We start from the raw sequence: 26,977 nt of genomic DNA, 5'->3' as shown, positions 1-26,977 counted from the left end.
TCGCGCCGGTTGACGCGGGTGGGTCAGGTGCTTTCGCGCTCGATCAACTCGTATTCCATCGGATTGTCGCGTTGCACGTGCTCGGCCGGCGCCTCGCCGTCTTCCGTGCGCAGTGCGTCGAGTACGCGCAGGGCGGCCACGCGGCCCATCTCGTAGCGCGGCGGGCGGATGGTGGTCAGACTCGGCAGCAGCTTGTCCGCGATGCTCAGGTCGCCGAAGCCCATGATCGCGCAGTCGCCCGGAATGGCAATGCCGGCACGCAGGCCGTGCAGCAGGGCGCCCGCCGCCAGATTATCGTTCGCGAAGATGATGGCCTCGGCCGGCCAGCGGCCTTTGCGCAGCGTGTCCAGCGCTTCCTTGCCGGCTTCCAGCGGTGCCTGCATCGGCGCCTGATACGTCGACGGCGTCAGCCCCAGCGATTCCATCGCCCGGGCATAGCCTTGCGCACGCTCCATGGCGCGTACGTCTTCCGGCTGGCCCGTATGCACGAAAACGATGCGGCGATAACCCTTGTCGTACAGGTACTGCGCCGAATCGCGACCCACGTCGAAGTGCGAGAAGCCCACCTGGATACGCTTCGCATGGGGCTTGTAGTCCCACGTCTGCACCACCGGGATGTTGGCCTTGTCCAGCAGGTCTTCCGTGCCGCGCGTGTGCTGGTGACCGATGAGGATGAGTGCGGCGGGCGACCAGCCGATGAAGGCGCGCACCGCCTCTTCCTCTTCGGCGCTCGAATAATTGCTCGACGCCAGCAGCAACTGGTAGCCGTGCGGCCGAAGCGTGTCGGTCACGCCCTGAACCGTCTCGCCGAACACGCCGCCCGCGATGTTCGGAATCACCATGCCCACCACCTTGCCACGCGCCGAGGCCAGGCCGCCCGCGAACACATTCGGCACGTAGCCGGTCTGCTCGATGGCCTGCGCAATGCGTTGCTGCGCCTCCTGCGCGACCAGTTCGCGCTGACCGAAGTAGCGCGACACCGTCATCGGCGACACGCCAGCCAGCTCCGCGACATCGCGAAGTTTGATGCGGCCGGAACCGCGCCGCTTGCGGGAAGGGGCATTCATGAGATTCGGGTATTCCTCTAGTGTCGGTTGATTGACGGGATGAGAGCGGTAACAGATACTAACCAATGTTAGCGGTAACAAATCGAGACTGCAATCGACGCAGTGCCCCGGTCGACACCGCGAGCCGCCCCCGCTACGCGACGGATGGCACGGGAGAGCCAGTCAGCATGACGAACGAGACAAAGACAGTGAACAAGCCACGCAAACGCCTTGAAGACCTGCGCAGCCAGCGCTGGTTCGCCCCGGACGACATGCGATCGTTCGCGCATCGCCAACGGCTGCAGCAGATGGGCCTGCGACGCGAAGAATTCATGACCCGCCCGGTCATCGCCATCATCAACACCTGGAGCGACCTGTCTCCATGCCATGCGCACTTGCGCGAGCGCGCCGACGCTGTGCGTCGCGGCATTCTCGCGGCGGGCGGCATACCGTTCGAGCTGCCGGCGATGTCGCTGGGCGAGGTGATGGTCAAGCCGACCACGATGATCTATCGCAACTTCCTGGCCATGGAGAGCGAGGAGCTGCTGCGCTCGCTGCCGATCGACGGCGCGGTGCTGATGGGCGGCTGCGACAAGACCACGCCGGGCCTGTTGATGGGTGCGCTGTCGGCTGACCTGCCGTGCCTGTTCGTGCCGGCCGGGCCGATGCTCAACGACCGTCACCGCGGCCTGGCCGTGGGCGCGGGCACGCACACCAAGAAGTTCTGGGACGAATACCAGGCCGGCAACATCGAGCAAAGCGAATGGATTGCCCTCGAAGCGCGCATGACGCGTGCGCCGGGCACCTGCAACACGATGGGCACGGCCAGCACCATGACCTCGATCGTCGAGGCGATGGGCTTCACGCTGCCGGGCGCCACCAGCATTCCCGCGATGGACGCGGCGCACCCGCGCATGGCATCGCAGGCCGGCGAGCGCATCGTCGACATGGTTTGGGAAGACCTCAAGCCCAGCACGTTCTTCAACGAGCGCTCGGTGGCCAACGGCATCGCCACGTACATGGCGCTGGGTGGCTCGACCAATGCCGCCATTCACCTGATCGCCATTGCCGGCCGCGGCGGTGTGAAGCTTACGCTCGACGACCTTCACCGCCAGGGGGAGGGCGTCCCCGTACTGGCCAACGTGTTCCCCTCGGGCGACCGACTGATGGAAGACTTCTATTACGCCGGCGGCCTGCCGGCGCTGCTCAACCAGATTCGTGAACACCTCGATCTGGATTGTCTGACGGTGACCGGCAAGACGCTGGGCGAGAACATCGCCGATATCCCGAACGTCGACCCGACCACGGTACGCCCGCTCGACAACCCGGTGACCCAGGGCCGGGCGCTGGCCGTGCTGCGCGGCAACCTGGCGCCGTCCGGCGCGGTGATCAAGCCGAGCGCGGCGAGCGATAAGTTCCTCAAACACGAGGGCCCGGCGCTGGTGTTCGACTCAATCGCCGAGATGAACCGTCGCATCCACGACCCCGAACTGGACGTGGACGAAAACACCGTGCTGGTGTTGCGCGGCGGTGGTCCGTTGGGCGCGCCTGGCATGCCGGAGTGGGGCAACCTGCCCATTCCGAAGAAGCTGCTCGCCGCCGGCGTGCGCGACATGGTGCGTCTGTCGGACGCGCGCATGAGCGGCACCCACTATGGCACCTGTGTGCTGCACATCGCGCCGGAAGCGGCTGCGGGTGGCCCGCTCGCGCTCATCCGCACGGGCGATATTGTCGTGCTCGACGTGGCCGCCGGCCGTCTCGACATGCGTGTGTCGGACGAGGAACTGGCGCGTCGCCGCGCCGAGTGGACGCCGCCGCCGGGGACGCGTCAGCGCGGCTACACCAAGCTGTACGTCGAACACGTCAAGCAGGCCGACGAGGGCTGCGACTTCGACTTCCTGATGGGCCACGAGACGCCCGTCGAACCCGCCATCTTCTGAGGATTCCCCGATGAGCCAAGCTCCCGAAAATCGCTTTCTGAAGGCTATCTCGGCCGCACCGGTGCCACTGGGCACGTGGGTGATGTCAGGGACATCAAGCACCGCCGAAGCACTCGGTTACGCCGGCTTCGACTGGCTCGTGGTCGACATGGAACACGTACCGTACGAGTTTCGCGACACGCTGCAGATGCTGCAGGCCATCACTGGTACCGGGGCGATGCCGGTGGTACGTCTGGCCGGCAACGACCCGGTGATGATCAAGCGCGCACTCGACATGGGGGCACCGTCGCTGATGATTCCGTTCGTGCAAACCGTCGAAGACGCGCAGCGCGCCGTGTCGGCATGCCGGTATCCGCCGCAGGGCGAGCGCGGCTACGCCGCCATGCACCGCGGCAGCCGCTACGGCACGTGGGCCGGCTATGGCGAGCAGGTCAACGCCACCGTGACGTGCATCGTCCAGCTCGAAACGCCGGAGGCCATCGGCCGTCTTGAGGAGATCGCGGCAGTGCCGGGCGTCGACGCGCTGTTCGTCGGTCCGGGCGACCTGTCGGCCGCGCTGGGCAAGATTGGCAACATCGCCGATGCCGAAGTGCAGGCACTGATTGCCGATGCGGCACATCGCGCGCGCGCCATCGGCAAGCCGATCGGCATCGTTGGTCCGAACCCGCAAATGGTGAGCCAGTTCGTCGAGATGGGTTACACGTTCGTGGCCATCGCGTCGGACCTCGGCATGATGATGCGCCAGGCCAACGCATTCCTCGCGGAACTCAAGGGCGCCACGCGCGCCGCGGTACCCCAGGCCGGCCCGTACTGACGGCAGAACCGCGGCCCGGGTCCGAGGAGGGGCACGGGCTGCAAGGATTGCACGGGTGCGGTAAACCCGCACCGACATGACATAACGACAAGCAAGACCTCAACGTCTGCCCCGGGCAGGCGATGCGGGTTCAGGAGACGACGATGGCGACGGTGAATTTCGAACGCGTGGTCAAGGCTTACGACAACGGCGTGACCGTGCTGCACGACATCAACCTCGACGTGAAGAGCGGCGAGTTCGTGGTGTTCGTGGGGCCGTCCGGTTGCGGCAAGTCCACGCTCATGCGCATGCTGGCCGGTCTGGAGACGCTCAGCGATGGCGGCATTTCCATTGATGGACGGCGCATCGAAGGCCTGGCGCCGCGCGAGCGCGACATTGCGATGGTGTTCCAGGATTACGCGCTGTATCCGCACAAGACCGTGTTCGAGAACATGGCCTTCGGCCTGCGTCTGCGCAAGACGCCCAAGGCCGAGATCGAGCGGCGCGTGCGTGAAGCGGCCGACATGCTCAAGCTCGGCCATCTGCTCGAGCGCAAGCCGCGCAACCTTTCGGGCGGCCAGCGCCAGCGGGTGGCAATGGGGCGTGCGATCGTGCGCGACGCGAAGGTATTCCTGTTTGACGAACCGCTCTCCAACCTCGACGCTAAGCTGCGCAACGAGATGCGCGTGGAGATCAAGAAGCTGCACCGAAAACTCGGGGCCACGATGATCTACGTGACTCACGATCAGGTCGAGGCGATGACACTGGCCGATCGGATCGCCGTGCTCAACGGCGGCTACGTGATGCAGTACGGCACGCCCGACGAGATCTATCACGCACCGGCCAACACATTCGTGGCAGGGTTCACCGGCTCGCCGCCGATGAACCTGCTGCGTTTGCAGGCCAGCGCGGGCATCGCGAGCGGCAACGGGGTGGCGCTGCCGCTGCCGGTGCAGGTACGCACGGCGCTGGGCGATCGCGCAGAAGTGATCTTTGGCGTGCGCCCCGAGAACGTGGCGCTCGCGCACGGTCCCGCCGAGGGCAGACTGCGCGTGAGCGGGCGCGTGACGGTGGTCGAGCCGATGGGCGCGGAAACCGTCTGCACCTTCGAGGTGGCGGGGCAGGCGCTGGTCGCGCGGCTCGCCCCGGAAGTGCGCCTGGTGCCCGGCGACGAAGTATCGCTGCAACTCGACGCAGAACGCACTCATTGGTTCGACGCGGTCGACGGCAATGTGCTCTGCGCAATTGTCGGTGCGCGCCAGGCCGCCTGAAGTCGCCCCGACACGCCTTTCGCCGAGACAGTGATTTCGGCATTGCATCCCATAAATAACGACATCGTCTGATCAGGAGACAACCATGATCCATCCGTCCGCTCGCCTCGCCGCCGCCACGCTTGCCGCTGTGCTCGTTGCCGGTGCCGCCCAGGCCCATGCCGAAACCGTGACGCTCAAGGTGTTTGCCGGTGGCTCCGGCCAGCGCCCGGACCTCGTGCGCAAAGCGCTCGACGACTATGAAAAGCACAACCCTGGCGTGAAGGTGGCGATGGAGACCGGCGGTGCCACGTCGGATCAACAACGCCAGTACCTGTCCACGCTGCTCAACGCCAAGGACAGCTCGCTGGACGTGTTCATGATCGACATCGTCAACCCGGCCCAATACCTGACGGCGGGTTGGATCGCGCCGCTGGACGCCTACGTCGGCCCGGCCGCCGAAGCGCTCAAGGGCTATCTGCCGGTCTATGCGCGCGCCGATGTCGTCGACGGCAAGGTCGCCGCGCTACCTGGCTTCGCCGACGGCATGTTCATGTACTACCGCAAGGACCTGCTCGCCAGGTACCACATCGCCGAGCCGAAGACGTGGGACGAGCTGTCCGCCGCCGCGAAGACGATCCAGTCGAAGGAAGGCAATGCCAACCTGCAGGGGCTGTCGATCCAGGGGGCGCCGATCGAAGGTGCCGTCTGCACCTTCCTGCTGCCGTACTGGAGCCAGGGCAAGGAACTGACCGACGCGAGCGGTCGCATGACGCTCGACAAGCATGCTGCGGTGGCCGGCATGAACATGTGGACCGCCATGATGGATCAAGGCGTCATCAAGAAGAACGTTGCTGAAGTGAAGACGGGCGATACCGTCAACGAATTCAAGGCAGGGCAGGCCGTGTTCGCGGTCAACTGGGGCTTTGCGTGGAACCACTTCGAAGCCGACAAGGATTCCGTGGTCAAGGGCAAGGTCGGCGTGATGCCGCTGCCGGCCATGGCGGGCGGCAAGTCCGCCACGTGCGTCGGCGGCTGGCAATGGGCCGTGTCGAACTTCTCGAAGCGCAAGCCCGAAGCGGCCAAGTTGATCCGCTACCTGTCGTCGCCTGAAGTCGCCAAGATGCTTGCCGTGCAGGGCTCGCTGATGCCCGTATTTCCGGTCACGTATCAGGATGCGGACGTGCTGGCGAAGAACCCGTGGTTCCAGTCGGCGGGCCTGATTTTGAATCAGACCGGCCGTGCGCGTCCGGTCACGCCGCGCTACAGCGAAGTGTCCGACGTGATCCGCACCAATACGTCGGCCATCCTCGGCCGTTCGCTTCCCGCGACCGATGGGATTGACCAGATCGAAGCTCGCCTGCGGCGTGTGCTGCGCTGAGCGGCGGGACTTCGCACTGACAAGAGGGTATCGCCATCATGCCAACCTTGACTCCCGACAGCGCGCCCGGCCCGGCGCCGGTGCGCGCGATGCGCCCGACGCGTAGCCTGGCCGACCCAAGCGACGGGCAGCTTGCCGTGCTCCTGTTGCTGCCGGCGGCGCTGCTGCTCGGCCTGATCGTGGTGTATCCGATCGGGCGGCTGCTCTATAACGCATTCTTCGACATCCGGCTCTCGGGCGTTGATGCCGTGCCGGCATTCGTTGGCCTGCGCAACTTCATCGACGTGCTGCACGATCCGGACTTCTGGAACGCCACCCGCAACACGTTGCTGATCGCGGCGATCACGGTGCCGGGCGCGTTTCTGGTCGGCCTGCCGCTGGCGCTGCTGGCCAACATGCCGTTCAAGCTGCGCTGGCCGATCCGGCTGGCGCTCTTGATGCCGTGGGCGCTGCCGCTGGCGTTTTCGGGCCTGATCTTCGCGTGGTTCTTCAACACGGACTACGGCATCGTCAACGACATCCTGCGCCGACTCGGCTTCGCACCGGTATCGTTCCTGCTGATGCCGGGCTGGGCGTTCGCGGCCGTGTGCCTGACCACGATATGGAAGACGTCGTCGTTCGTCGCGCTGATTCTGCTCGCCGGGCTGCAAACCATTCCGCGTTCGCTGTACGAGGCCGCCGAGGTCGACGGCGCGAGCAAGTGGCAGCAGTTCCGCTACATCACGCTGCCGATGCTCGTGCCGTCGATTGTCGTGGCGATGATCTTCCGCACGATCACCGCGCTGCAGACGTTCGACATTCCCTTCACGATGACGCACGGCGGCCCGGGCAACAGCACCATGACATTGGCCATGCTGATCAACACCACCACGATCGACTACCTCGACGTGGGTTATGGGTCCGCCCAGGCGGCCTTCATGTTTCTGATTTCGCTGGCGATCAGCGTGTTCTACCTGCGCTTCGTGCGTGGCGGGGGTGACAAATGAAAGCATTCGAGACCCTTTTCGGCGGCGCACGCCTGCGCTGGATCGCCGGTGCGCTGGTGGTTGTCAACGGCTTTTTTCCGGCGTTGTGGATACTGCTGACGTCGCTCAAGAACGAAGCCGAACTCGTCGCCAAACCGATCACGTATCTGCCGCACGCCCCGACGCTGTCAAACTACGTGCACGCGTTCGGCGATCAACCGCTGCTGCTGTTCCTGATGAACAGTGCGATCGTGGCATTGGCTTCCACGGCACTGGCCGTGGTGGTGGCGGCCGGTGCCGCGTATGCGATTGCGCGGCTCGATCTGCGCTGGCGCGGGCTGATCCTGTCGGCAATCATCGCCTCGTCGATGTTTCCGCTCGTGACGCTGCTCGTTCCGATCTTCCAGATCATGCGCAGTCTGAACCTGCTCAACACCTATGCGGCCCTCGTGCTGCCTTATACGGTGCTGAGCCTGCCGGTGTGCACGCTGGTGCTGGTGAGCTTTTTCCAGGCGATTCCGCGCGATCTGGAGAGTGCCGCCATGCTCGACGGCTGCACTCGACTCGGCGCGCTGGTGCGTATTGTGTTTCCGCTGTCGGCCCCGGGCGTTTTCACGGCGGCTATCCTGGCGTTCGTCAACGCGTGGGACGAATTCCTGTTGGCGCTTTCGCTGAACTCTGCGCCGGCGTATCGTACGCTGCCGGTTGGCATTACCCTGTATCAGGGCGAATATGCCTTCCCGTGGCCGCTGATCGCAGCGGCGCTGGTGGTGGCGATCGTGCCGGTGGCAGCCCTGATGGCGCTGTTCCAGGAGCGCGTCATTGGCGGACTGACCTCGGGTGGACTCAAAGGATAGGCATGACGAAGGGCGAACACGCAGACCTCGAAATCCTGGCGTTGGCGGCCGACGGCTGGCAGGTGGAATTGCTGCCCGCGCTTGGCGGCACCGTGCTCACGGCGCGCTGGCGTGAGCATATCGTAATGCGCGACCGGCGCGGCGAAGCCCTGGGCGACACGCCCGTGCCGGGCACGCCTGCCGCTGTGCCGAACGTGCGTCGTACGGCCAGCTATCCGCTGGTGCCGTATTCGAACCGGGTGCGAGAGGGCGTGTTCACGTGGCAAGGGGCGCGTTACGTACTGCGCCAGAACTTCGCGGGCGAGCCGCATGCGCTGCACGGATTCGCCTGGCAACGCGCCTGGCAGGTGACCGAGCGCGAGGCGAACGCGGTGACGATGCAACTCTCACACGCGGGCGACGCCGACTGGCCGTTCGCCTGCGACGTCACGCAACGTATCTCCATCGACGGCGATACGCTCGAATTCTCGCTGGCCCTGACCAATCGCGATACCCGAGACATGCCGGCGGGGCTCGGTTGGCATCCGTTTTTCCCGCTCACCGACGCCACGCGTCTTACGGTGCCCTGGACGGCCATGCTGGTCAACGGCGCAGATAAGATGCCGACGGCCGTGGTGCCGGTGCCCGAGGCACTCGATTTCCGCCGGGGCCGCGCGTTGCAGGATGTCGTTGTCGACAACTGCTTTACCGGCTGGCACGGCGTAGCGCTTGTCGAAGAGCGCACCTACCAAATGGAAATTCGCGCGCACGGCACACCCGCCGTGGTGTTCTTCCGCCCGCAGGGCCAGGACTTCTTCGCGTTCGAGCCGGTCTCACACACCAATGGCGCGCTCAACGGACTGCCTGGTGGCGATGTTCGGGCCATTGGCATGCAGACACTGGCGCCGGGTCGGACATGCCGGGCAGGCATGACGTTCACGCTGTCGCCACGCACGTCGCCAAACGGTTTTACCGGGGGCTGAGCCCCCACGTCACTTCAGCATTCAGGTCAGGAATCACCATGACACAGGCAGCAACCTACTCCAGTCTCGCCAACCGCGTCGTCTTCGTCTCGGGCGGTGCCTCGGGCATCGGCGCGTCGCTTGTCAACGCCTTCGTTGGACAGGGCGCCCGCGTTGCCTTCTGCGACATCGACGCCGCTGCCGGCGCGGCACTGTGCGAGCAACACGACGCGACCGTGCGCCCGTGGTTCGCGCCGTGCGACGTGCGTGATATCGAGGCGCTGCGCCGCGTGCTCGACGACGCGGCTGCCGCGCTCGGCCCGATCACGGTGCTCGTGAACAACGCCGGGCGCGACGATCGCCACACGCTTGCCGAGCTCACGCCCGAGCGCTGGAACGAATGCCTGTCGGTGAACCTGTCGCACCATGTCTTCGCCATCCAGCGCGTGGCACCTGGCATGGCCGCCGCCGGCGGCGGTTCGATCATCAACCTGGGCTCGATATCGTGGCTGCGCGGTCGCCCGAACCTGGTCGGGTACACCGCATCAAAGGCCGCGATCAGTGGCATTTCGCGCACGCTCGCCCGCGAACTCGGTGGCGAGAACATTCGCGTCAACGCGCTGCTGCCGGGCGCTGTCGTCACCGATCGTCAGGCCGCGCTGTGGCGAGATGATTCGGCCGATCAGCAGTTCATTGATCTGCAATGCCTGAAGTTCCGCGTCGAGCCGAAACACATCGCGGACATGGCGCTGTTCCTCGCCTCGGAGCAATCCGCAGCGGTGACCGGCCAGAGCCTGATCGTCGACGCCGGTCTCGCCCAGGTGTCGGTGGTCGGCTGAGAGCCATTGCCGCGCGTGATCGAATCCGACAGGGCGGGGTACCTGTCGGAGGGCAAGGCATGGGTGGCGCACGCGTCCCGCATGCCCGTGCGCCCACCCCCGCAAAGTGTCGTAAAAGTGCCGCATGGCACGGCGGCAGCGGGTTTTCCCGGCTGTCATATGCCGAATATTGCCTCTACGATACAACTCAAATTGATAGCGCTACCAAAAATTTTGCCTTGAAATGGTAGCGGTATCATTCTGGCGGTTGAAAATTGACCGTCAAAAGCGCAAGCGGGCGTTGTATAAACGAGCCCGCCAACACAACGTGACGCACATAACAACATCAGGAGACTCGCATGGTGCATCGTCAGATCAAGGGTTGGGTGGCCGGACTTGGCTTGTTGGCAGCGGCAGGCGCGGCGCACGCGCAGTCGTCGGTGACGATCTACGGTATCGTCGACGCCGCGCTGCAATACGTAAAGTTCGACAAGGGGGTGCCGGCCACGGCGAGTGCCGCGAGCGGCAACCTGCAGGCGTCCCGCATGGGCTTCCGCGGCTCGGAGGATATGGGCGGAGGCTATCGTGCCAACTTCCAGCTGGAAACGGGCTTCAACACCTACACCGGTGTGGGCGGTGGCACGACCGAGTGGAACCGTGGCGCTGCCGTGGGCTTGTCCGGACCGTTCGGCAGCGTGGACGTCGGCTATCTGTACCTGCCTATCTACTGGGCGTTCCTGGGGTCCGACGTCGCGACCTATGGCCTGGCCAACCCGGCCGCGATCATGAGCCTCGAGCACTCGGTCACGTTGGGAACGTCGGGCACGGGTGGCTTTTACAAGAACGCCGTTCGCTACCGAACACCCGACTATCGCGGCCTGACGGCCGAGCTGGGCTACTCGTTCGGCAGCCAGAACGCCACGGGCCAGACGGCCGACGGCCGCAACATGGGCTTCAACACCCAGTACAAGCACAACAAGCTGTGGGTCGGATACGGCTTCAACCGCTATCAATACTACGGCGATCTGATGACGACGACGCCGTCTTCGCAACTCACGCAGGTTTTGTCGGCGACCTACGACTTTGGTCCGGTCGTGCTCGGCGGCAACTACCTTTACTCCAAGCGCACCGATCCGACCACGAACTGGTTCGCTTCGGCAGAGATGATCAACGCGCGCATTCCGCTGACCTACAGCGACGTGAACATCGGCATTGCGCGTCGGATCGAGGCTAACGGCGCCCGTGCAATGGCGTACAGCCTGGGTTACGTGTACTTCCTGTCCAAGCGCACGCAGTTGTACGCGTATGGCTCGTATATCCAGAACAACGGCAAGTCGACGCAGGGCTTCGCCCTGCTGAACTCGGCCTACGGGACGGTCACGCCGGGCTTCGACCCGTGGGCCTTCACCGCCGGTCTGCGGACGTCGTTCTGACGCCAGCCTGCTGCGGTAAGCAAACGCACCGCAGCGGGCATCCGGTACCGGATGTTGTGATTCAATGCGGCGGCGCGTGCTTATGGCCACGCTTTCGCATTCGGCTGGGACCCAGCGAACGGCGCATGCCGGTGATGTGGGGCCGGAACTGTCGGCCCGGCCCATAGTCACCTGCACGCCGGCGCGATCGGCAAGTCGCTCAATTGCATGCAGGCGTCGAGCAGGGGGGGATTTGTGGACGACGCCAAGCAACTGGCGAGTGGTGGCATCGACGGCGGGCAGGCGCTCGCCCTGGTGCTGCCTGAAGCGGTGAAGCGCCTCGGTCAGCGACATGTCCGTCGTGATGACGTGCAGGAAGTCTTCGCGCAGCACGTCGTGCATGATCGAGCGATTGGGCAACGATCACGTGCTCCACGAGCGTCTTCTCCAGCATGTCGCACAGTGCCGCATCGGGGCGTGCCTGATCGTCTTCGGCGGAGAAGCCCAGCGTCTGCCCCAGCACGTACATCGGAAATGACATCGGGAACGGCGGCCTCAATTGCGCAGGCGTGGCGCCGGCGTCGAGGAGGTCACGCCTCATCGGTTCGAACGATAACAGATTCGGCAGGCGCAGCCGCAACTGCTTGAGCAGTCCGGCCGCTTGTTCGAAGAGCGAGAGCACACATAGGACCGTAATGACAGGCTGCGGCCTCGATCCACTCCCCGGCGTGCGGTCTCCCACACACCTCACGACCTCAGATCGCCGTCATCGCTTCGCGCTCTTCCGCCGTGAGGATAGGGCCATCCAGGGTGACTTGCGAGTGGTCGTCCTTGAACTTCGCGATGATCGGCTTCAGCTCGCTCTTGATGTGCTTTTCGCTGTAGCCGTTGAACAGATGACCGAGCAGACCCCGACGCAAGTCACTGCTTCCCATGTACCAGTCGGCAATCGGGAACGTCAGGTTCATGTTGTACTTCATCATGATGCCCATGTTGTGGTGGGCGGTGTGATGCCGGCGAATCGTATTGATGAACGGCATGTTGCGTACGAACCAATTCTCATGACAGTGGCAGCAGTAATGGAACGTCTCGTAGATCACATACTGGCCGACCATCGTCAGAAAGACCATCCAGCCGGCGTTCGTGCCCAGGATCAGTGAGGTCACATAGCCCAGGGCGCCGCCGCCCACACCCAGCGTCATCAGCACGCGCCACGGAAAGAAGACGATGCGGAATTCGCGCGTCGTGTCGATCGTCGACAACTGGTCGCTGAAGTATTGGTGATGCTGGCGAGTGTGGCGATTGTAGATCTCGCGTAATCCCCAGACGTTCACGCGGCGGTGCATGACAAAGCGATGCATGAACCACTCCACGAAGTTGCCCGCCAGGAAGACAGGAATCATCAACAGCCATTCCCACGTCGGGTGCTGCAATCGACTGACCGCATAGACGACCGCACCGATCGCCACGATATACATCACGACGATATGCAAAAGGCCGTTATACATCGGGCTGATGTCGGACTTGTACTGCTCTCGGAATTTCAGTTGACGTTCGGTAATCATGGTTTGTCTCCTGCGTTTGAATCAATGGGAAATGGCAAATAGACAACTAACATATTAGTTGTTCGAGCGCAAAAGTCAACCGGATTGCGTGCATGGCTCGGGATGGCAATTGAATCGGTGAAAGCACGGCGGGGGACTGCCATGCGCCAGACGATGCGCGGGATGACACGGCGGCCTGCTTCGGCCCGCCGCCGGTCATGCGGCGCTACGGGGGAGATCGGCGGGAACGGTTGCCCGCCGATCGGCGCGCCTTAATGTGAAAAGTCAATGTGAAACGTCTTCGAGCGATCGGCCTTTGGTTTCCACGCCCAGCAGCAACACGGCAAGGGCGGCGATGACGAAGGAGAGCGCGCCCATGGTAAAGACGCCGGCCTGCCCCCATGAAGGAAGCAGTATGCCAATGGCAGACGGGCCGGCCAGAGACCCGATGCGGCCGATGGACGATGCGAAGCCGGAACCCGTCGCACGCGTGCGGGTCGGGTAAAGCTCTGGCGTGTAGGCATACAGTACCGACCACATGCCGAACAGGAAGAACTGCATCATCAGCCCTGCGGCAATCAACTGCTCGACGGGGGCCCTGGCGCCGGCCGCCTGGCCGTAAAGATAAGCGGCCGCGGCACGTCCCAGCAGCATCAGCGCGCATGTTGGCTTGCGGCCCCACTTTTCCAGCAACCATGCCGCGAACATGAACCCGGGAATCCCCGCCAGCGAGATGTAGACCGTATAGAGCACCGATTTGGTCAGTTCATAGCCGGCCTGTTGCAGCAGCGCCCCCAGCCATGTCGTCAGTCCGTAGTAGCCGAGCAAGGCAAAGAACCAGGTGGTCCAGAGCATGGCGGTTCGTTTGGCGTAGATGCCGGTCCAAAGCTCTGCGAAGCGTGCCTTCCTGCCGGATTGGGCGCGAGGCGCGCTCGGTGTCATCGTGGGCGCTGGCAACTGGCGTCCATAGGCTTGTTCCACCTTGGCCTCGATGGTGTTCATCACGTCCGACGCCGCTTTCATGCGCCCGGTGTCTTCGAGCCACCGCGGCGACTCGGGCACCATGCGCCGGATGACGAACACAAACACGGCCGGGACCGACAAGGCGATGAAAATGCCGCGCCAGCCGATGACCGGAAGCATGAAGTACGCGAAGGCGCCAGCCACGATGAACCCGATCGGCCAGAAACCTTCCAGGATCGCAACGTATCTGCCGCGGCTCTTGGCCGGCACGATCTCCGAGACCATCGACAGGCCGATGGGGAACTCCATGCCCATGCCGAAGCCCAGGAGTACGCGGTACACCATCAGCGAATCGACGTTGTGTGCGAAGCCGCACATCAGACTACCGACGCCCCAGAAAATCATGCTGATCTGGAAGATCGGCTTTCTACCGAACTTGTCCGCCAGCAGACCGGCGATGGCGGCGCCGGCGAACATCCCAAGGAAGCTGGCGCTGGCCAGCAGCCCGGCCTGCGCGGCCGACAGGCCGAATTCGGTCTTGATCGACCCCAGGACAAAGGTCATCAGACCCAGGTCCATCGAATCGAAGAACCAGGCGGTGGCAATGATCGAGAACAGGGTTCTCTGGTAGCGGGTCATCGGCAGCCGCTCTAAACGCGCAGCGACCCCAACACCCAGCCGCGACGCGGCGGTGGACATATCCATGCTTGTGTCTCCTCCAATATATGCTACTGATAATCAGCTAACATGTTAGACATCGAGGCGCAAAGAGGCCGGTAGGTCCGGCCAGGTTTCTATGGGTAGCTTTGCGTCGCTTCGGCACCGGGCGGAAACGCTCAGTCGGCAGCGAATCTCTCTGTCGTCTCGTCTTGAAGACGGCCACGCCATGCGTTATGAATGATGCCCGCATAGCTGTCTTCAATATTCCCAACCGGGAACGCTTTCGCCAACCGAGTCACGCCAAGCGAATCGGTGAGCAAATCCTGTAAGGATGTCTGTGAGATCCCGAACGCGTTGAGATCGGTGGGAATCCCGAGCTGGCCGACCAGGTCGCGCAATTTGCGCGGCAACGCGCGCACCGCCTGGCGTTCGTCATTCGTCTGGATACCGAACATTCTGGCAACCTCCAGAAGCTCGGCGTGTCGCGACGCGCTCAGGGCGTCGATGACATAGGGCAACACAACGGCATTCGTCGCGCCGTGGGATTGATGTGTGAGGGCGGCGACGCCATAGGCGATGCCATGCACCGCATTCAGCCCCGCGCTGCCATAGGACATGGCCGCGTAGACGCTGGCGTAGCACATGCCGACGCGCGCCTCGACGTCGTTGCCGTCCCGATAGCAACGCAGCAGATATTGCGCACAGAGCTGGATGGATTCGCGTGCGAACAACATCGTCAAGCTGCTGCGGCCGCTATAGCCCGGGTCGACGCTGCCGCCTCGCTCGAACCGGCTCGAGTCAAGGGTGACGAACGACTCAAGGGCGTGCGTGAGCGCATCGATGCCGGATTCCGCCGTGACCTTGGGCGGGCAGGTGAAGGTGAGTTCGGGGTCGACGGCGGCGATGACCGGGCGAAGCCGGTTGTCCATCACGGCGGTCTTGATGCCGGTTTTCGTGTCGAACAGTATGGTGCCGGGCGTCAGCTCGGAGCCTGTGCCGGCCGTCGTCGGCATCGATATGTGGTCGATGATCGGCGTATCGCTCGTGATGCCGGCGCCGAAGTCGCGAACGGGCCGCCCCGAAGGCAGCGTGACGCACAGCGCCTTGGCAAGATCGATATTGCTGCCGCCGCCCAGGGAAACGATGTGATCGGGCAGACGACCGTCCAGCTTGACGCGCAGGTCCGCCGTTGTTTGGTCGCACAGATCGGTGGTGGGGTCCGGCTGGCCGCCGGCAAAGACATCGACGTGAATGCCGAGGCGCTTGCAGGCCGTCACGTAGTCGGTCACCCAGGACGTTTGCTCGGCGAAGAAGCGATCGGTGACGAGCCATCCGTGCCGATAGCCGATGCTGTGCAAAAGACGGGGAAGCTTTTGACGGTAGCCACGTTCGATGATCAGTCGGGAAGGGGCGCAAAAGTGGATGCAATCGTCAAGCCTCATGAAGTCGTCTCCGGGGTGTTCGGGCATCGGGATGCCGTGCGGTGTTGCGTGAGAAAGTGGCGCATGGCGACGCAGACCTCTTGCGTGTTCTGCGTCAGGATCGAATGGCGCGCGCCCGGAATCTCGTGCAGCGTCGCGTGGCGAATTCCGTCGCGCATGCGGTATGCGTGATCGATGGGACAGTCTTCGTCTTTGCTCCCATGGATGAGCAACGCAGGTACGCCCACGTGCGCCAGATTCGGGAGATGGGATATCCGCTTCATCGCGTTCCATGTCCACGACACCGTGCGCGGATCAGCCGCGTGCCTCAGGCCCAAACGGATCTGTCGTTGCTGGATTTCGTCGAGGAGGGCCGTTGCGTCCGTTGCCTGGAACCAGGCAACCTCATCCAACTGCGCGGTGCCGGACAGCAGCACGATGGCCGCGGGCGCGTGATGACGCGCCGTGCCGTTCGCCATCTGCGCCATCAACTCCAGGATGACCGAGACGCCCATGCTCCAGCCAGCCAGCGCATACGGACGAGCGCCGACATCGTCTTCAATCGACAAGCTGGCAAGTCGCGCGAAATTGTCGAGGCCACAGGCTCTTGGGTCGTCAGGTGGCTCGGCGTCGCCGCGGCCGGGCATGTTGGGCAAGACGAAATGGAATGCGTCTGCCAACGCGGTTGCGACGGGGATCCAGGACTCGCTCGTGCCTTGAATGCCATGCAGAGCGACAACCGGGAAGCCATTGGGCTTTCCTATCCGGCGAACATCCATCGCGTGCCCCTCTTTGAGTAATATATTAGTTGATTAATAATAGCATGTCAGTTTGTGAAAACAAGTCGCCAGCACCGAGGGAAAACTCGGGGGTGGCGCGAGGGAAGAACGATGGGGCGCGGCGCCGTGTACCGCGCACGCCCTGCTCGCGGGGCGCCGTCGAGGGCGTGGGTGCAGGTGATATACAATTAATATTTGCTCTGAAGCATCGACCCAATGGCGACAAAAAAAGCGACGCAACGCGCGGGGAAGCCAGCGACCCACGTACCGGAAGACGCACGGGAACCCATCCCGCGAGGCCGGATGGTCGATATGGCTTACGAGTGGATTGAAGAGGCGATCGTGACGTTGCGGCTCGCGCCGGGGTCGACCTTGTCGGAGCTGCAACTGAGCGAGATGACGGGCTTTGGCCGAACGCCGATCCGGGAAGCCGTCCAGCGACTGGCCCGCGAGCACTTGATCGTGGTGTTGCCACAACGCGGGCTACTCATCCCGCCGATGGATGTGGCCAAGCAACTGCGTTTGCTTGAGACGCGACGTGAGGTGGAGCGCTTGATTGCGCGAAGTGCGGCGAAGAAGGCGACGGCCGAACAGCGCGAGCATTTCACGCGTTTGGCGAGGGCCTTCAAGAGTTCGGCCCGCAGCGGCAAGGATGTGGAGTTCGTCCGGGCGGACCGCGAGTTCAACGAATTGTGTCTGGTGGCTGCGCGCAACGAGTTCGCCGAGGGCGCGATGCGCTTGTTGCACGGACTGGCGCGCCGGTTCTGGTACTACCACTACAAGGAAGCAGCCGATTTGCCCACGATGGCACGGCTGCATGCCGAAGTCGCTGAAGCGATTGCCGCGGGCGAAGTGAAGCGCGCGGGCGAAGCGCTCGACGCGCTGCTGGACAATATCGAGGCATTCACGCGGGCCACGGTGCTGGGGGAGCGAGCGTAGCGCCGGGATTTCCCTCTGGCTTGTCTGACGAAGGCGGCGACAGGCGCGCCGCCCCCAACTCAAATCGCCGACGGATGGCGCGCCAGCGGCGTCACCGAGATGTCCATGTATGGGAACAGGGGCAACTGGCTCAGCAGCGTGTGCAGCTCGTCGTTGCTCTCGACATCGAAGACGCTGTAATTGGCATATTCCCCGACCACGCGCCAGATGCTGGGCCACTTGCCCGAGCGTTGCAGCGATTGCGAATACTCCTTTTCCGCCGCCTTGATACGCGCAGCCTCTTCCGCCGGCACCGTATCGGGAATCCGAACGACCATATGAACCAGGTACAGCATCTCACTCTCCTTGAAACACGGGCCTAGTGCCCTTGACTGTGACACGTGGGGCTGCGCCACGATGACCGTGATATCGATCGCACCGACCCCGGTGTGACCGACGAGGCACCTCGCGTCAGGCCAGTGCCTGTGCGAGGAACTGGCCCAGCGCGGCTTCGAACGGTATCGGCGCCTCGATGTTCGAGAGATGCGAGGCCGGCACCGACACCACCGTCGATCCAGCGATGGCGCGTTGCATCGCCTGCGCATCGGCCACCGTCGTCACCGGGTCGAAATCGCCGGCGATCAGCAGCGTCGGCACCTTGATGGCCGAGATCTCGTCTCTGAGGTCCGACGTCGCTAGGGCGTCGCAGCACGACGCGTAGCCTTCCGGCGCAAGCGTCGCCATCCCGGCCTGTGCAAGCGCCACGCGCTTGGGCTCGCGCGCGATGAAGCCCTCGGTAAACCAGCGCGACGGCGAGGACGCGGCCAACACCGCCATCGCGGCCTTCCCTTCTGTACGGACCTGCGTGGCGCGGGCCGTCCACCCCTCGGTCGTCCCGATCCTGGCGGCGCTGTTGCACACGGCAATCGCGTTCAAGCGGGCCGCTGCGTGCAGACCCAGCCACAGGCCCGTATGCCCGCCCATCGACACCCCGCAGAAGCTCGCGCGCTGCACATCCAGCGCGTCGAGTAGCGCGACGACGTCATCGCCCAACTGGTCGAATGTGTAAGGCCCCTGCGTGACGACGCTGCCGCCATGCCCTCTCGTGTCGTATCGCACGACACGGAAGTCGCGCGACAAACCCGTCACCTGCGCGTCCCACATCTCCAGCGTCGTACCGAGCGAGTTGCTCAGCACCAGCACCGGCGCGGATGCGGGGCCGGAAATCGCGACGCGAAAGCGGCCGTTTCTCGTTTCGATGGACATGTCGCTGGGTGTTTCAATCGCCGTGTCGAGGATGGCGGACATACGGTGTCTCTCTCAGGTCGGCGGGAAAGGCGGCAAGTGCATGCCGCCATTCGATCCGCCATGGATTGGATGGAAGGCGATGGGCGCGCACCCGTGCCGTTCGGGGCACAACACCTGACGGCTCGCGGAGCCCGGCGCGCAGGTCGCTCGCGGAGCCCGGCTTACCGAGCGCCAGTGACAACGCGCTGGGCGTCGCGACGGTAGTGGGCGAGCTTGTCTTCGTCGATCGTGACGCCAAGACCCACGCCGGTGGGCAGATGCAGGGCGAACTCGCGGTAGGTCGGCCGCTCGACGACGATATCGTCCTTGAGCAACAGCGGACCGAACAGTTCGGTGCCCCAGGCGAGCTGACGCAGCGTGCAGAAGCAATGCGCCGCCGCGATCGAGCCGATCGTGCCCTCGAGCATCGTGCCGCCATAGAGCGCGACACCCGCGGCGTCGCCGACGGCGGCGGCGCGCAGCGTGCCGTAAAGGCCGCCGGCCTTGGCGATCTTCAATGCGAACACGTCGGCACAACCGCCTCGCACGAGTTCCACGGCATCCTCGGCGCCGAGGATCGCTTCGTCGGCCATGATCGGCACGACAAAGCGAGCGGCCAGGCGCGCCAGGCCGGTACGTTGGTCGCGCGGAATCGGCTGCTCGATCAGGTCGACGCCGGCGGCTTCGAGCGCGGCGATGCCCGTGGCCGCCTCCGCTTCGTTCCATGCCTGGTTGACGTCCACCGTGACGCGCGCGCGGTCGCCGAGGGCGCGCTTGATCGCAGCCACGTGGGCCACGTCGTCGCTCACGGCGCGCCGTCCGATCTTGAGCTTGAAGGTGTTGTGACGACGCTCGGCCAACAGGCGTTCGGCCTCGTCGATATCACGTGCGGTATCGCCACTGGCCAGCGTCCACAGCGTCGCGAGCGTCTCGCGCACCGCGCCGCCGAGGAGCGTGACGAGCGGCACGCCAAGACGCTTCGCCTGCGCATCGAGCAGAGCCGTCTCCAGCGCGGATTTGGCGAAACGATTGCCGCGCGCGACCTTGTCGAGACGCACCATGGCCGCATGCACGTTGGTGGCGTCCACTTCGCTCAACGCGGGGGCGAGATACGTGTCGATCGCGAGCTTGATGCCCTCCGGGCTTTCCTCGCCGTAGGACAACCCACCGATGGTGGTGGCCTCGCCAATGCCTTCGATGCCGTCGCTGCAGCGCAGCTTGACGATCACCAGCGTTTGCTTCTGCATCGTCGTCATCGCGAGCTGATGCGCGCGAATCGTCGGCAGGTCGACCAGAATGGCCTCGATGGAGCTGACGGTTGGTTTCATACCCGGGAGATACAGTTGGACAGTGATTCGCAGTATGCAAGCCGCGTTATGCCCCTGTCCAAGACCGATGACGTCTCGTTCAATACCTGCCGGGTATGGTGTCGATTATGGTGAGCCGAGGTCCGAAGGCGGAAGATGCTCCATGTTCCCCTCGACGTAAAGGTCGTAGATCAATTCGAGCATGGCGCGAATATCGGGCGACTCGTCGAGCAAGCGCATGCTCAGGATGATCGGCGACACGAGGTTGGGATCGTCGAGTTCCTTGTAGGCAACGTCGTCGCGTTTGAGGCCGTTGACGCTGCGCGGCACGATCGCGATGCCTTCGCCGGCAGCGACCAGTCCGAGGGCAATCTGCAATTCGCGCGTCTCGTACACACGCTCCGGCTTGAGCGCGCGATCGTGGAAGACGGCCAGCACCTGATCGGCGAAGCTGGGACGCGGGGCCTGGGGAAAGATGATCAGCGTCTCGGGCACGAGGTCGTGCAGCGACAGCACGGGTTTGCTATCGATCAGCGGATGGCCGAGCGGCAGGGCGACGATCATGCGCTCCTCGCGCAGCACCACGCGACGAATGCTCGGGTCCTCGTGACGAATGCGTCCGAAGCCGACATCGATGCGGCCTTCCTTGAGGGCCTGGATCTGATCCATCGTCGACATCTCGTGCAGACTCAGCGCAACCGTGCTGTTCTCTTCACGAAAACGCCGGATGATCTTCGGCAGCATGCCGTAGAGCGTCGATCCGACAAACCCGACCGAGAGGCTGCGATCGATCTTGCCCACCCGCCGCGTCATCGATTCGAGTTCGGAGGTTTGCGCGAGCAACTGCACCGCGTGCGAATAGAAGAAGCGCCCAGTGTCGGTCAGCTTGAGCGGACGCGAATCGCGCTCGAACAGTTGCACGCCAAGCAACGCTTCGAGTTGCTGGATCTGGCGACTGAGCGGCGGCTGCGCGATATGCAGCCGTGCGGCGGCGCGCGTGAAGTTGCGTTCTTCCGCAACCGCCACGAAGTAGCGCATATGACGCAACTCAATATTCATTTCATACCTTTCGGATATCGCGCCGATACTAAATCGGTGTTGGACGGTGCTATACCCCGTCATTATCCTGACTTCATGCTCTGCATCAGTGCTCGATTATACCTATCGCGTATGGACGAAGACGGCTTGGTGCGAGGGTTAACCCCAGCGAAATTCGCATAGAGGTAGGAGAAGACATGAGCGTGAAAGTATTCGACACGAGCGAAGTGCAAGCGCTGTTGAGCGCCGCTGCCAATCTCGGAAATCAGGCCGGCGATGCACGCACCAAGCAGATCGTCCATCGCTTGCTGAGCGACCTTTTCAAGGCGATCGACGACCTCGACATCACGCCGGATGAGATCTGGGCCGGCGTCAACTATTTCAACAAACTGGGCCAGGACGGCGAGGCGGCGCTTCTGGCCGCCGGCCTCGGTCTGGAGAAGTATCTCGACGTGCGCATGGACGCCGAGGACCGGGCCGCCGAGATTGACGGCGGCACGCCTCGCACCATCGAAGGCCCGCTCTATGTCGCCGGCGCGCCGCTGCGCGACGCGGTGTCGAAGATCGACCTCGATGCGGATGCCGACGCAGGCCCGCTGGTGATTCGCGGCAAGGTGACCGGCCCTGACGGACAACCGGTGGCGAGCGCTGTCGTCGAGTGCTGGCACGCCAACTCGAACGGCTTCTATTCGCACTTCGATCCGACCGGCGCGCAATCGCCGTTCAATCTGCGCGGTGCCGTGCGCACCGATGCGCAAGGCACGTACGAATTCCGCACGCTGATGCCGGTGGGCTACGGTTGCCCGCCACAGGGCGCCACGCAGCAACTGCTCGACGCGCTGGCCCGTCACGGCAACCGTCCGGCGCACGTGCACTTTTTCGTGACCAGCGAGCAGCACCGCAAGCTCACGACGCAAATCAACATCGAGGGCGATCCGCTGATCTGGGACGACTTCGCCTACGCCACGCGCGAGGACCTGATTCCGCACGTGGTCGAGAAGACTGGCGGCGCTGCGCTCGGCCTGAAGGCGGACACCTACAAGGAAATCGAATTCGATATCCAGTTGAGCCCGCTCATGCACGGCAAGGACAACCAGATCGTCCAGCGCCTGCGTGCCTCGGCGTCGGCATAACCGCGCGCCCCGGCGGCGGCGCCCGTTCGCAGCCGCCCATCTCATCGTTCCACCTTTGATACCGACGCGATGGCTCCCTGGCGGGAGCGCGCGCGGGGAGAGCCCCCATGTCCTCCATCACCCAAAACCGCTCGCCGCTGGACGCGCTGCTCGATACGGCCGTCCAGGACGACAAGCAGGCCGGCGTCTTCCGCTGCCGTCGCGACATCTTTACCAACGCCGAGTTGTTCGAACTCGAGATGAAGCACATCTTCGAGAGCAACTGGGTCTATCTGGCCCATGAAAGCCAGATCCCGAACAACAACGACTACTACACGACGTGGATCGGACGCCAGCCCGTGGTCGTCACGCGCGACAAGAACGGTGAGCTGCACGCGGTCATCAATGCCTGCGCGCACAAGGGGGCCATGCTGTGCCGTCGAAAGCACGGTAACAAGGGGAGCTTCACATGCCCGTTCCACGGATGGACGTTCTCCAACACCGGCAAGCTGCTCAAGGTGAAGGAAGAGAAGACCACGCAGTACCCAGTGCAATTCAATACGCACGGCTCGCATGATCTGCGCAAGGTCGCGCGCTTCGAGACCTACCGCGGCTTCCTGTTCGGCAGCCTCAATCCCGATTCGATGTCGCTCGCGGACTACCTCGGCGAGACCCGCGTGATCATCGACCAGATCGTCGACCAGGCGCCGCAAGGGCTGGAAGTCGTGCGCGGCAATTCCTCGTACGTCTATGACGGCAACTGGAAGATGCAGATGGAAAACGGCTGCGACGGGTATCACGTCAGCACCGTTCACTGGAACTACGCGGCCACGATGGGCCGACGCAAGGACGAGGGCACGAAGGCCGTCGACGCCAACAGCTGGAGCAAGTCGGTGGCGGGCGTCTATGGCTTTGATCATGGCCACATCCTGTTGTGGACCAACACGATGAATCCGGAAGTTCGCCCCGTGTACGCGCATCGTGACGAGATCAGGGCCCGCGTCGGCGACGTCAAGGCCGATTTCATCGTCAACCAGACGCGCAACCTCTGCCTTTACCCGAACGTGTTCCTGATGGACCAGTTCAGCACGCAGATTCGCGTGGTGCGCCCGCTCAGCGTCGACCAGACGGAAGTCTCGATCTTCTGCTTCGCCCCGAAGGGCGAGAGTGCCGAAGTGCGCGCCCACCGCATCCGCCAGTACGAGGATTTCTTCAACGTTACGGGCATGGGCACGGCGGACGATCTCGAAGAATTCCGTGCCTGCCAGGCGGGGTATGCCGGCACCACGGCGCTGTGGAACGACCTGTCGCGCGGCGCGCCGCTGTGGATTGACGGACCGGACGACAACGCCCGCAAGATGGGCCTGACACCGCGCCTGTCCGGCGAGCGCAGCGAAGACGAAGGGTTGTTCGTCTGCCAGCACGAATATTGGGTCGACGTGATGCGCGACGCCCTCAAAAAAGAACAGGCGGAGGCCACGGCATGAGCTTCGATTACGCAACGATTTGCGCCACGCTGTATCGCGAAGCTCGTCTGCTCGACGACCGTCAGTGGGATGAGTGGCTGGCCTGCTATGCCACGGACGTCAAGTACTGGATGCCGGCGTGGGACGACGACGATCGACTGACCGATGACCCGCAGAGCCAGATATCGCTGATGTACTACCCGGACCGTGGCGGGTTGGAGGATCGCGTGTTCCGCATCAAGACCGAGCGCAGCAGTGCGTCGATGCCGGAGCCCCGCACCGCGCATACCGTCGCGAATGTGGAGGTGCTGGCCCAGCGCGACGACGAAGTCGACGTGCGCTACAACTTCAGCACGCTCAGCCATCGCTACAAGGTGACCGATCAATTCTTCGGCACGATGTTCGTCACGTTGCGCCAGGCTGGCGATGCGCTGTTGATCGCCAACAAGAAGATCGTTTTGAAGAACGACTATATCCGTCAGGTACTCGACGTTTATCACGTTTGACGTTGTGTATCGCATCAGGACTGGGAGTCGAGGAGGCTATATGTCCAGCTATAACGTAGCGCTCAATTTCGAAGACGGGGTGACCCGCTTCGTCGAATGCAAGGCCGGCGAAAAGGTGCTCGACGCCGCCTTCCGTGCCAAGATCAATCTGCCGATGGATTGCTCCGACGGTGTCTGCGGTACGTGCAAGTGCCGTGCCGAGAGCGGCAGTTACGACATGGGCGACGACTACATCGAAGACGCCCTGAGCGCGGACGAGAAGGACAGCGGCCTCGTCCTCACTTGCCAGATGGTGCCGCAGAGCGATTGCGTGATTGCGGTGCCGGCGTCGTCCACGGCGTGCAAGACCGAGCAGAGCCGATTTGCCGCGACCGTCACCAAGGTCGAGACGCACAACGACGCGGCGGTCGTGCTCGAACTCGATGTGGGCGCCGCCGCGCCCGTGTTCCTGCCCGGCCAGTACGTCAACATCGATGTGCCCGGTAGCGGTGTGCGTCGCTCGTATTCGTTCTCGTCCGCGCCGGGCGAGTCGCGTATCGGCTTTCTCATCAAGAAGATTGCGGGCGGGGCCATGAGTTCGTGGCTCGATCATGCGCAACCCGGTAATGCGGTCGAGATGACCGGCCCGCTCGGCAGCTTCTATCTGCGCGCCGTCGAGCGCCCGTTGCTGTTCCTCGCGGGCGGCACGGGGCTGGCGCCGTTCCTGTCGATGCTCGAAGTCCTTGCGCGCACGTCGTCGCAACAGCGCGTGCATCTGATCTACGGCGTGACGCGCGATCTCGATCTGGTCCAGGTCGAGGCGATCGAGGCTTACACGGCCAAGCTGCCGAACTTCAGCTATGCGACGGTGGTGGCGGACGCCGAATCGAAGCATCCGCGCACGGGCTGGGCGACGCAACATATCCCGGCGGACGCGCTCAACGACGGCAACGTCGACGTCTATTTGTGCGGACCGCCGCCGATGGTCGACGCCGTGCGCAAATACTTCGATGACAACGGCGTGAAGCCCAACAGCTTTCATTACGAGAAATTCACACCCAACGCTGCCACGGTGAACGCATGACGACGCCAAGATTTGCCGGCAAGGTCATGGTCGTGACCGGCGCGGCCCAAGGCATCGGTCGCGGGGTTGCGCTGCGCGCGGCGGCCGAAGGGGCGCGTGTGGTCTTTGTGGATCGTGCGGAATTCGTTGCCGAAGTGGCGGCCGAAGCGGCCGGCGAGTCGGCAGGATTCGTCGCCGATCTCGAGACCTATGAAGGCGCTGCCGCGGCCATGGCGTTCGCCAACGAACGCTTCGGGGGCATCGACATTCTGATCAACGGCGTGGGCGGGGCGATTCGCATGCGTCCGTTCGCCGAGTTCGAGCCGGCGCAGATCGACGCGGAGATTCGCCGCTCGCTGATGCCAACGCTCTACACCTGCCACGCGGTGCTGCCTTACCTGCTCAAGCGCGGCGGCGGCACGATCGTCAACGTCTCGTCGAATGCGACGCGGGGCATTCGACGCGTGCCGTATTCCGCGGCGAAGGGCGGGGTGAACGCCATCACGCAATCGCTGGCGATGGAATACGCCGAACACAATATCCGCGTCGCGGCGACCGCGCCGGGGGGCACCACGGCGCCGCCCCGCCGCATCCCGCGTAATGCCGCTGGCGATAGCGATCAAGAGATCGCGTGGATGAACGAGGCGGTCGCACAGGTAACCGAATCGACGTTCGTCAAGCGCTACGGCACCCTCGACGAGCAAGTCGCCCCCATTCTTTTCCTGGCCTCCGATGACGCCGGATACATCACCGGCACCGTGTTGCCTGTCGCCGGCGGCGATACGGGCTGAGGCCGGACGGGGCGAGATAGGTCGTGACGCGTGCGATGCGAGCGAGATCCACCTTGCCGAGGTGCGCATGAGCGTCGTGCGTCGTGCATCGTGCGACTTGCGACGAGGTCGTGTCCGTGGGGCGGCCATCACGCCGCTGCGCATGGGGAAGCCGACGATTGGCATATGATGGAAGGTCTTTGACTCCCCCGGAATGCCCCTCCCATGCAAGTTTTCGTCGACGCTGACGCCTGTCCCTTCGCCGTCAAGGAGATATTGTTCCGGGCCGCGCGACGCGAGGAAGTTCTGGTGACGCTGGTCGCGAACCAATTCCTGCGCACGCCGCCGTCGCCGTTCATCAAAGCAATTCAGGTGCCGGCGGGCTTCGATGTGGCCGATACCCGCATCGTCGAGCTTGTCGTCCTGGGCGATTTGGTGATTACCGCAGACATCCCGCTTGCCGCCTCGGTGCTCAACAAGGGGGGGCTGGCGCTCGATCCGCGCGGGAATTGGTTCACGCGAGAAAACATCGAGGAACGCCTGAGCGTTCGCGACATGATGGACCAACTGCGAAACGCGGGCATCGAGACCGGGGGTCCCGCCCCCTTCAGCCCGCGCGACAGCAAATCGTTCGCCGCACAACTCGATCGTTTCCTCGCCCGTCATCGCGCGTCGCCCCGGTAGGCGGTTCGCGACGAAAAGTCGCGACACGCCAGCCTTGGGAACGACCGGCCATCGCCATTTCACGGGAATCGAGTACC

The 26,977-nt window shown here is 63.9% G+C and carries 25 protein-coding genes; 16 read left to right on the top strand and 9 right to left on the bottom strand.

What is annotated here, in order from left to right; genetic code table 11:
* Positions 1–23 precede the first annotated feature (23 nt).
* Complete coding sequence (locus PEP31012_RS00285; RefSeq protein WP_150587379.1) at positions 24–1,067, bottom strand: LacI family DNA-binding transcriptional regulator; 1,044 nt, start codon at positions 1,065–1,067, stop codon at positions 24–26.
* A gap of 167 nt (positions 1,068–1,234) precedes the next feature.
* Here PEP31012_RS00285 and araD point away from each other — a divergent pair, with 167 nt between their 5' ends.
* The 9 genes from araD (at position 1,235) to PEP31012_RS00240 (ending at position 11,424) form a co-directional block, all read left to right on the top strand.
* Complete coding sequence (araD, locus tag PEP31012_RS00280; RefSeq protein ID WP_150587378.1) at positions 1,235–2,986, top strand: L-arabinonate dehydratase; 1,752 nt, start codon at positions 1,235–1,237, stop codon at positions 2,984–2,986.
* 10 nt (positions 2,987–2,996) lie between these two features.
* Positions 2,997–3,800 (top strand): HpcH/HpaI aldolase family protein, encoded by an 804-nt coding sequence (locus tag PEP31012_RS00275; protein WP_150587377.1) that lies wholly within the window; start codon positions 2,997–2,999, stop codon positions 3,798–3,800.
* 143 nt (positions 3,801–3,943) lie between these two features.
* Positions 3,944–5,050 (top strand): ABC transporter ATP-binding protein, encoded by a 1,107-nt coding sequence (locus tag PEP31012_RS00270; protein ID WP_150587376.1) that lies wholly within the window; start codon positions 3,944–3,946, stop codon positions 5,048–5,050.
* 85 nt (positions 5,051–5,135) lie between these two features.
* Positions 5,136–6,410, top strand: a complete 1,275-nt coding sequence (locus tag PEP31012_RS00265; protein ID WP_150587375.1) for an ABC transporter substrate-binding protein — start codon at positions 5,136–5,138, stop codon at positions 6,408–6,410.
* A gap of 38 nt (positions 6,411–6,448) precedes the next feature.
* Positions 6,449–7,396 carry a carbohydrate ABC transporter permease gene (locus tag PEP31012_RS00260; RefSeq protein WP_217427095.1) on the top strand — a complete coding sequence of 316 codons (948 nt, stop codon included), beginning with the start codon at positions 6,449–6,451 and terminating at the stop codon, positions 7,394–7,396.
* Positions 7,393–8,232 (top strand): carbohydrate ABC transporter permease, encoded by an 840-nt coding sequence (locus PEP31012_RS00255; RefSeq protein ID WP_150587374.1) that lies wholly within the window; start codon positions 7,393–7,395, stop codon positions 8,230–8,232. Before PEP31012_RS00260 ends, PEP31012_RS00255 begins: the two co-directional genes overlap by 4 nt.
* Positions 8,233–8,234: 2 nt before the next feature.
* Positions 8,235–9,194 (top strand): aldose 1-epimerase, encoded by a 960-nt coding sequence (locus PEP31012_RS00250; protein ID WP_150587373.1) that lies wholly within the window; start codon positions 8,235–8,237, stop codon positions 9,192–9,194.
* Between the two features lie 38 nt (positions 9,195–9,232).
* Positions 9,233–10,012: an SDR family NAD(P)-dependent oxidoreductase gene (locus PEP31012_RS00245; protein WP_150587372.1), complete on the top strand. Its 780-nt coding sequence runs from the start codon at positions 9,233–9,235 to the stop codon at positions 10,010–10,012.
* A 338-nt stretch (positions 10,013–10,350) separates the two neighbouring features.
* A complete protein-coding gene (locus PEP31012_RS00240) occupies positions 10,351–11,424 on the top strand; it encodes a porin (protein WP_150587371.1) in 1,074 nt (357 codons plus the stop codon).
* Between the two features lie 734 nt (positions 11,425–12,158).
* Here the strand turns inward: PEP31012_RS00240 and PEP31012_RS00230 are convergent.
* The 4 genes from PEP31012_RS00230 to PEP31012_RS00215 form a co-directional block, all read right to left on the bottom strand.
* Positions 12,159–12,968: a sterol desaturase family protein gene (locus PEP31012_RS00230; RefSeq protein WP_150587369.1), complete on the bottom strand. Its 810-nt coding sequence runs from the start codon at positions 12,966–12,968 to the stop codon at positions 12,159–12,161.
* Between the two features lie 264 nt (positions 12,969–13,232).
* Positions 13,233–14,615: an MFS transporter gene (locus PEP31012_RS00225; protein WP_150587368.1), complete on the bottom strand. Its 1,383-nt coding sequence runs from the start codon at positions 14,613–14,615 to the stop codon at positions 13,233–13,235.
* A gap of 131 nt (positions 14,616–14,746) precedes the next feature.
* Positions 14,747–16,012, bottom strand: a complete 1,266-nt coding sequence (locus PEP31012_RS00220; protein WP_150587367.1) for an iron-containing alcohol dehydrogenase — start codon at positions 16,010–16,012, stop codon at positions 14,747–14,749.
* The gene (locus PEP31012_RS00215; RefSeq protein WP_150587366.1) at positions 16,009–16,770 is read right to left on the bottom strand and encodes an alpha/beta fold hydrolase; all 762 of its coding nucleotides are present in this window, start codon (positions 16,768–16,770) and stop codon (positions 16,009–16,011) included. Before PEP31012_RS00215 ends, PEP31012_RS00220 begins: the two co-directional genes overlap by 4 nt.
* Positions 16,771–16,986: 216 nt before the next feature.
* Between PEP31012_RS00215 and PEP31012_RS00210 the strand changes: the two genes are divergently transcribed.
* On the top strand, positions 16,987–17,709 hold the full coding sequence (locus PEP31012_RS00210; protein WP_425494901.1) for a GntR family transcriptional regulator: 723 nt from the start codon (positions 16,987–16,989) through the stop codon (positions 17,707–17,709).
* Between the two features lie 59 nt (positions 17,710–17,768).
* On the opposite strand, the gene catC is transcribed toward PEP31012_RS00210, so the two are convergent.
* The 4 genes from catC to PEP31012_RS00190 all read right to left on the bottom strand — a co-directional run bounded on the left by catC (position 17,769) and on the right by PEP31012_RS00190 (position 21,335).
* Complete coding sequence (gene catC, locus PEP31012_RS00205; RefSeq protein WP_150587364.1) at positions 17,769–18,044, bottom strand: muconolactone Delta-isomerase; 276 nt, start codon at positions 18,042–18,044, stop codon at positions 17,769–17,771.
* A gap of 115 nt (positions 18,045–18,159) precedes the next feature.
* Complete coding sequence (pcaD, locus tag PEP31012_RS00200; protein WP_150587363.1) at positions 18,160–18,996, bottom strand: 3-oxoadipate enol-lactonase; 837 nt, start codon at positions 18,994–18,996, stop codon at positions 18,160–18,162.
* Positions 18,997–19,157: 161 nt separating this feature from the next.
* The gene (locus tag PEP31012_RS00195; protein WP_150587362.1) at positions 19,158–20,303 is read right to left on the bottom strand and encodes a muconate/chloromuconate family cycloisomerase; all 1,146 of its coding nucleotides are present in this window, start codon (positions 20,301–20,303) and stop codon (positions 19,158–19,160) included.
* A gap of 105 nt (positions 20,304–20,408) precedes the next feature.
* Positions 20,409–21,335 (bottom strand): LysR family transcriptional regulator, encoded by a 927-nt coding sequence (locus PEP31012_RS00190; RefSeq protein WP_150588006.1) that lies wholly within the window; start codon positions 21,333–21,335, stop codon positions 20,409–20,411.
* 182 nt (positions 21,336–21,517) lie between these two features.
* Between PEP31012_RS00190 and catA the strand changes: the two genes are divergently transcribed.
* The 6 genes from catA to PEP31012_RS00160 all read left to right on the top strand — a co-directional run bounded on the left by catA (position 21,518) and on the right by PEP31012_RS00160 (position 26,900).
* Complete coding sequence (gene catA / locus PEP31012_RS00185; protein ID WP_150587361.1) at positions 21,518–22,453, top strand: catechol 1,2-dioxygenase; 936 nt, start codon at positions 21,518–21,520, stop codon at positions 22,451–22,453.
* A gap of 107 nt (positions 22,454–22,560) precedes the next feature.
* Complete coding sequence (locus PEP31012_RS00180; protein WP_150587360.1) at positions 22,561–23,919, top strand: Rieske 2Fe-2S domain-containing protein; 1,359 nt, start codon at positions 22,561–22,563, stop codon at positions 23,917–23,919.
* Complete coding sequence (gene benB / locus PEP31012_RS00175; protein ID WP_150587359.1) at positions 23,916–24,404, top strand: benzoate 1,2-dioxygenase small subunit; 489 nt, start codon at positions 23,916–23,918, stop codon at positions 24,402–24,404. The genes PEP31012_RS00180 and benB overlap by 4 nt, the downstream gene beginning before the upstream one ends.
* Positions 24,405–24,444: 40 nt before the next feature.
* Positions 24,445–25,467 (top strand): benzoate 1,2-dioxygenase electron transfer component BenC, encoded by a 1,023-nt coding sequence (gene benC, locus PEP31012_RS00170; protein WP_150587358.1) that lies wholly within the window; start codon positions 24,445–24,447, stop codon positions 25,465–25,467.
* Positions 25,464–26,237: a benzoate diol dehydrogenase BenD gene (benD, locus tag PEP31012_RS00165; protein ID WP_150587357.1), complete on the top strand. Its 774-nt coding sequence runs from the start codon at positions 25,464–25,466 to the stop codon at positions 26,235–26,237. Before benC ends, benD begins: the two co-directional genes overlap by 4 nt.
* A gap of 204 nt (positions 26,238–26,441) precedes the next feature.
* Positions 26,442–26,900: a YaiI/YqxD family protein gene (locus tag PEP31012_RS00160; protein WP_150587356.1), complete on the top strand. Its 459-nt coding sequence runs from the start codon at positions 26,442–26,444 to the stop codon at positions 26,898–26,900.
* Positions 26,901–26,977: the final 77 nt, after the last annotated feature.

This window comes from Pandoraea eparura (genome assembly GCF_902459725.1).
Taxonomy (GTDB): domain Bacteria; phylum Pseudomonadota; class Gammaproteobacteria; order Burkholderiales; family Burkholderiaceae; genus Pandoraea; species Pandoraea eparura.
The sequence above is the reverse complement of the archived record's forward strand: the minus strand, read 5'-3'. Positions and strand labels throughout refer to the sequence as shown.

Coding starts and splice junctions, on each gene's coding strand:
- araD (WP_150587378.1), top strand. CDS start 1,235: ATGACGAACGAGACAAAGACAGTGAACAAGCCACGCAAACGCCTTGAA.
- PEP31012_RS00255 (WP_150587374.1), top strand. CDS start 7,393: ATGAAAGCATTCGAGACCCTTTTCGGCGGCGCACGCCTGCGCTGGATC.
- benB (WP_150587359.1), top strand. CDS start 23,916: ATGAGCTTCGATTACGCAACGATTTGCGCCACGCTGTATCGCGAAGCT.
- PEP31012_RS00195 (WP_150587362.1), bottom strand. CDS start 20,303: ATGAAACCAACCGTCAGCTCCATCGAGGCCATTCTGGTCGACCTGCCG.
- PEP31012_RS00260 (WP_217427095.1), top strand. CDS start 6,449: ATGCCAACCTTGACTCCCGACAGCGCGCCCGGCCCGGCGCCGGTGCGC.
- PEP31012_RS00215 (WP_150587366.1), bottom strand. CDS start 16,770: ATGGATGTTCGCCGGATAGGAAAGCCCAATGGCTTCCCGGTTGTCGCT.
- catC (WP_150587364.1), bottom strand. CDS start 18,044: ATGCTGTACCTGGTTCATATGGTCGTTCGGATTCCCGATACGGTGCCG.
- PEP31012_RS00285 (WP_150587379.1), bottom strand. CDS start 1,067: ATGAATGCCCCTTCCCGCAAGCGGCGCGGTTCCGGCCGCATCAAACTT.
- benD (WP_150587357.1), top strand. CDS start 25,464: ATGACGACGCCAAGATTTGCCGGCAAGGTCATGGTCGTGACCGGCGCG.
- PEP31012_RS00240 (WP_150587371.1), top strand. CDS start 10,351: ATGGTGCATCGTCAGATCAAGGGTTGGGTGGCCGGACTTGGCTTGTTG.
- PEP31012_RS00210 (WP_425494901.1), top strand. CDS start 16,987: ATGGCGACAAAAAAAGCGACGCAACGCGCGGGGAAGCCAGCGACCCAC.
- PEP31012_RS00160 (WP_150587356.1), top strand. CDS start 26,442: ATGCAAGTTTTCGTCGACGCTGACGCCTGTCCCTTCGCCGTCAAGGAG.
- PEP31012_RS00250 (WP_150587373.1), top strand. CDS start 8,235: ATGACGAAGGGCGAACACGCAGACCTCGAAATCCTGGCGTTGGCGGCC.
- pcaD (WP_150587363.1), bottom strand. CDS start 18,996: ATGTCCGCCATCCTCGACACGGCGATTGAAACACCCAGCGACATGTCC.
- PEP31012_RS00180 (WP_150587360.1), top strand. CDS start 22,561: ATGTCCTCCATCACCCAAAACCGCTCGCCGCTGGACGCGCTGCTCGAT.
- benC (WP_150587358.1), top strand. CDS start 24,445: ATGTCCAGCTATAACGTAGCGCTCAATTTCGAAGACGGGGTGACCCGC.
- PEP31012_RS00220 (WP_150587367.1), bottom strand. CDS start 16,012: ATGAGGCTTGACGATTGCATCCACTTTTGCGCCCCTTCCCGACTGATC.
- PEP31012_RS00245 (WP_150587372.1), top strand. CDS start 9,233: ATGACACAGGCAGCAACCTACTCCAGTCTCGCCAACCGCGTCGTCTTC.
- PEP31012_RS00230 (WP_150587369.1), bottom strand. CDS start 12,968: ATGATTACCGAACGTCAACTGAAATTCCGAGAGCAGTACAAGTCCGAC.
- PEP31012_RS00275 (WP_150587377.1), top strand. CDS start 2,997: ATGAGCCAAGCTCCCGAAAATCGCTTTCTGAAGGCTATCTCGGCCGCA.
- PEP31012_RS00225 (WP_150587368.1), bottom strand. CDS start 14,615: ATGGATATGTCCACCGCCGCGTCGCGGCTGGGTGTTGGGGTCGCTGCG.
- catA (WP_150587361.1), top strand. CDS start 21,518: ATGAGCGTGAAAGTATTCGACACGAGCGAAGTGCAAGCGCTGTTGAGC.
- PEP31012_RS00265 (WP_150587375.1), top strand. CDS start 5,136: ATGATCCATCCGTCCGCTCGCCTCGCCGCCGCCACGCTTGCCGCTGTG.
- PEP31012_RS00270 (WP_150587376.1), top strand. CDS start 3,944: ATGGCGACGGTGAATTTCGAACGCGTGGTCAAGGCTTACGACAACGGC.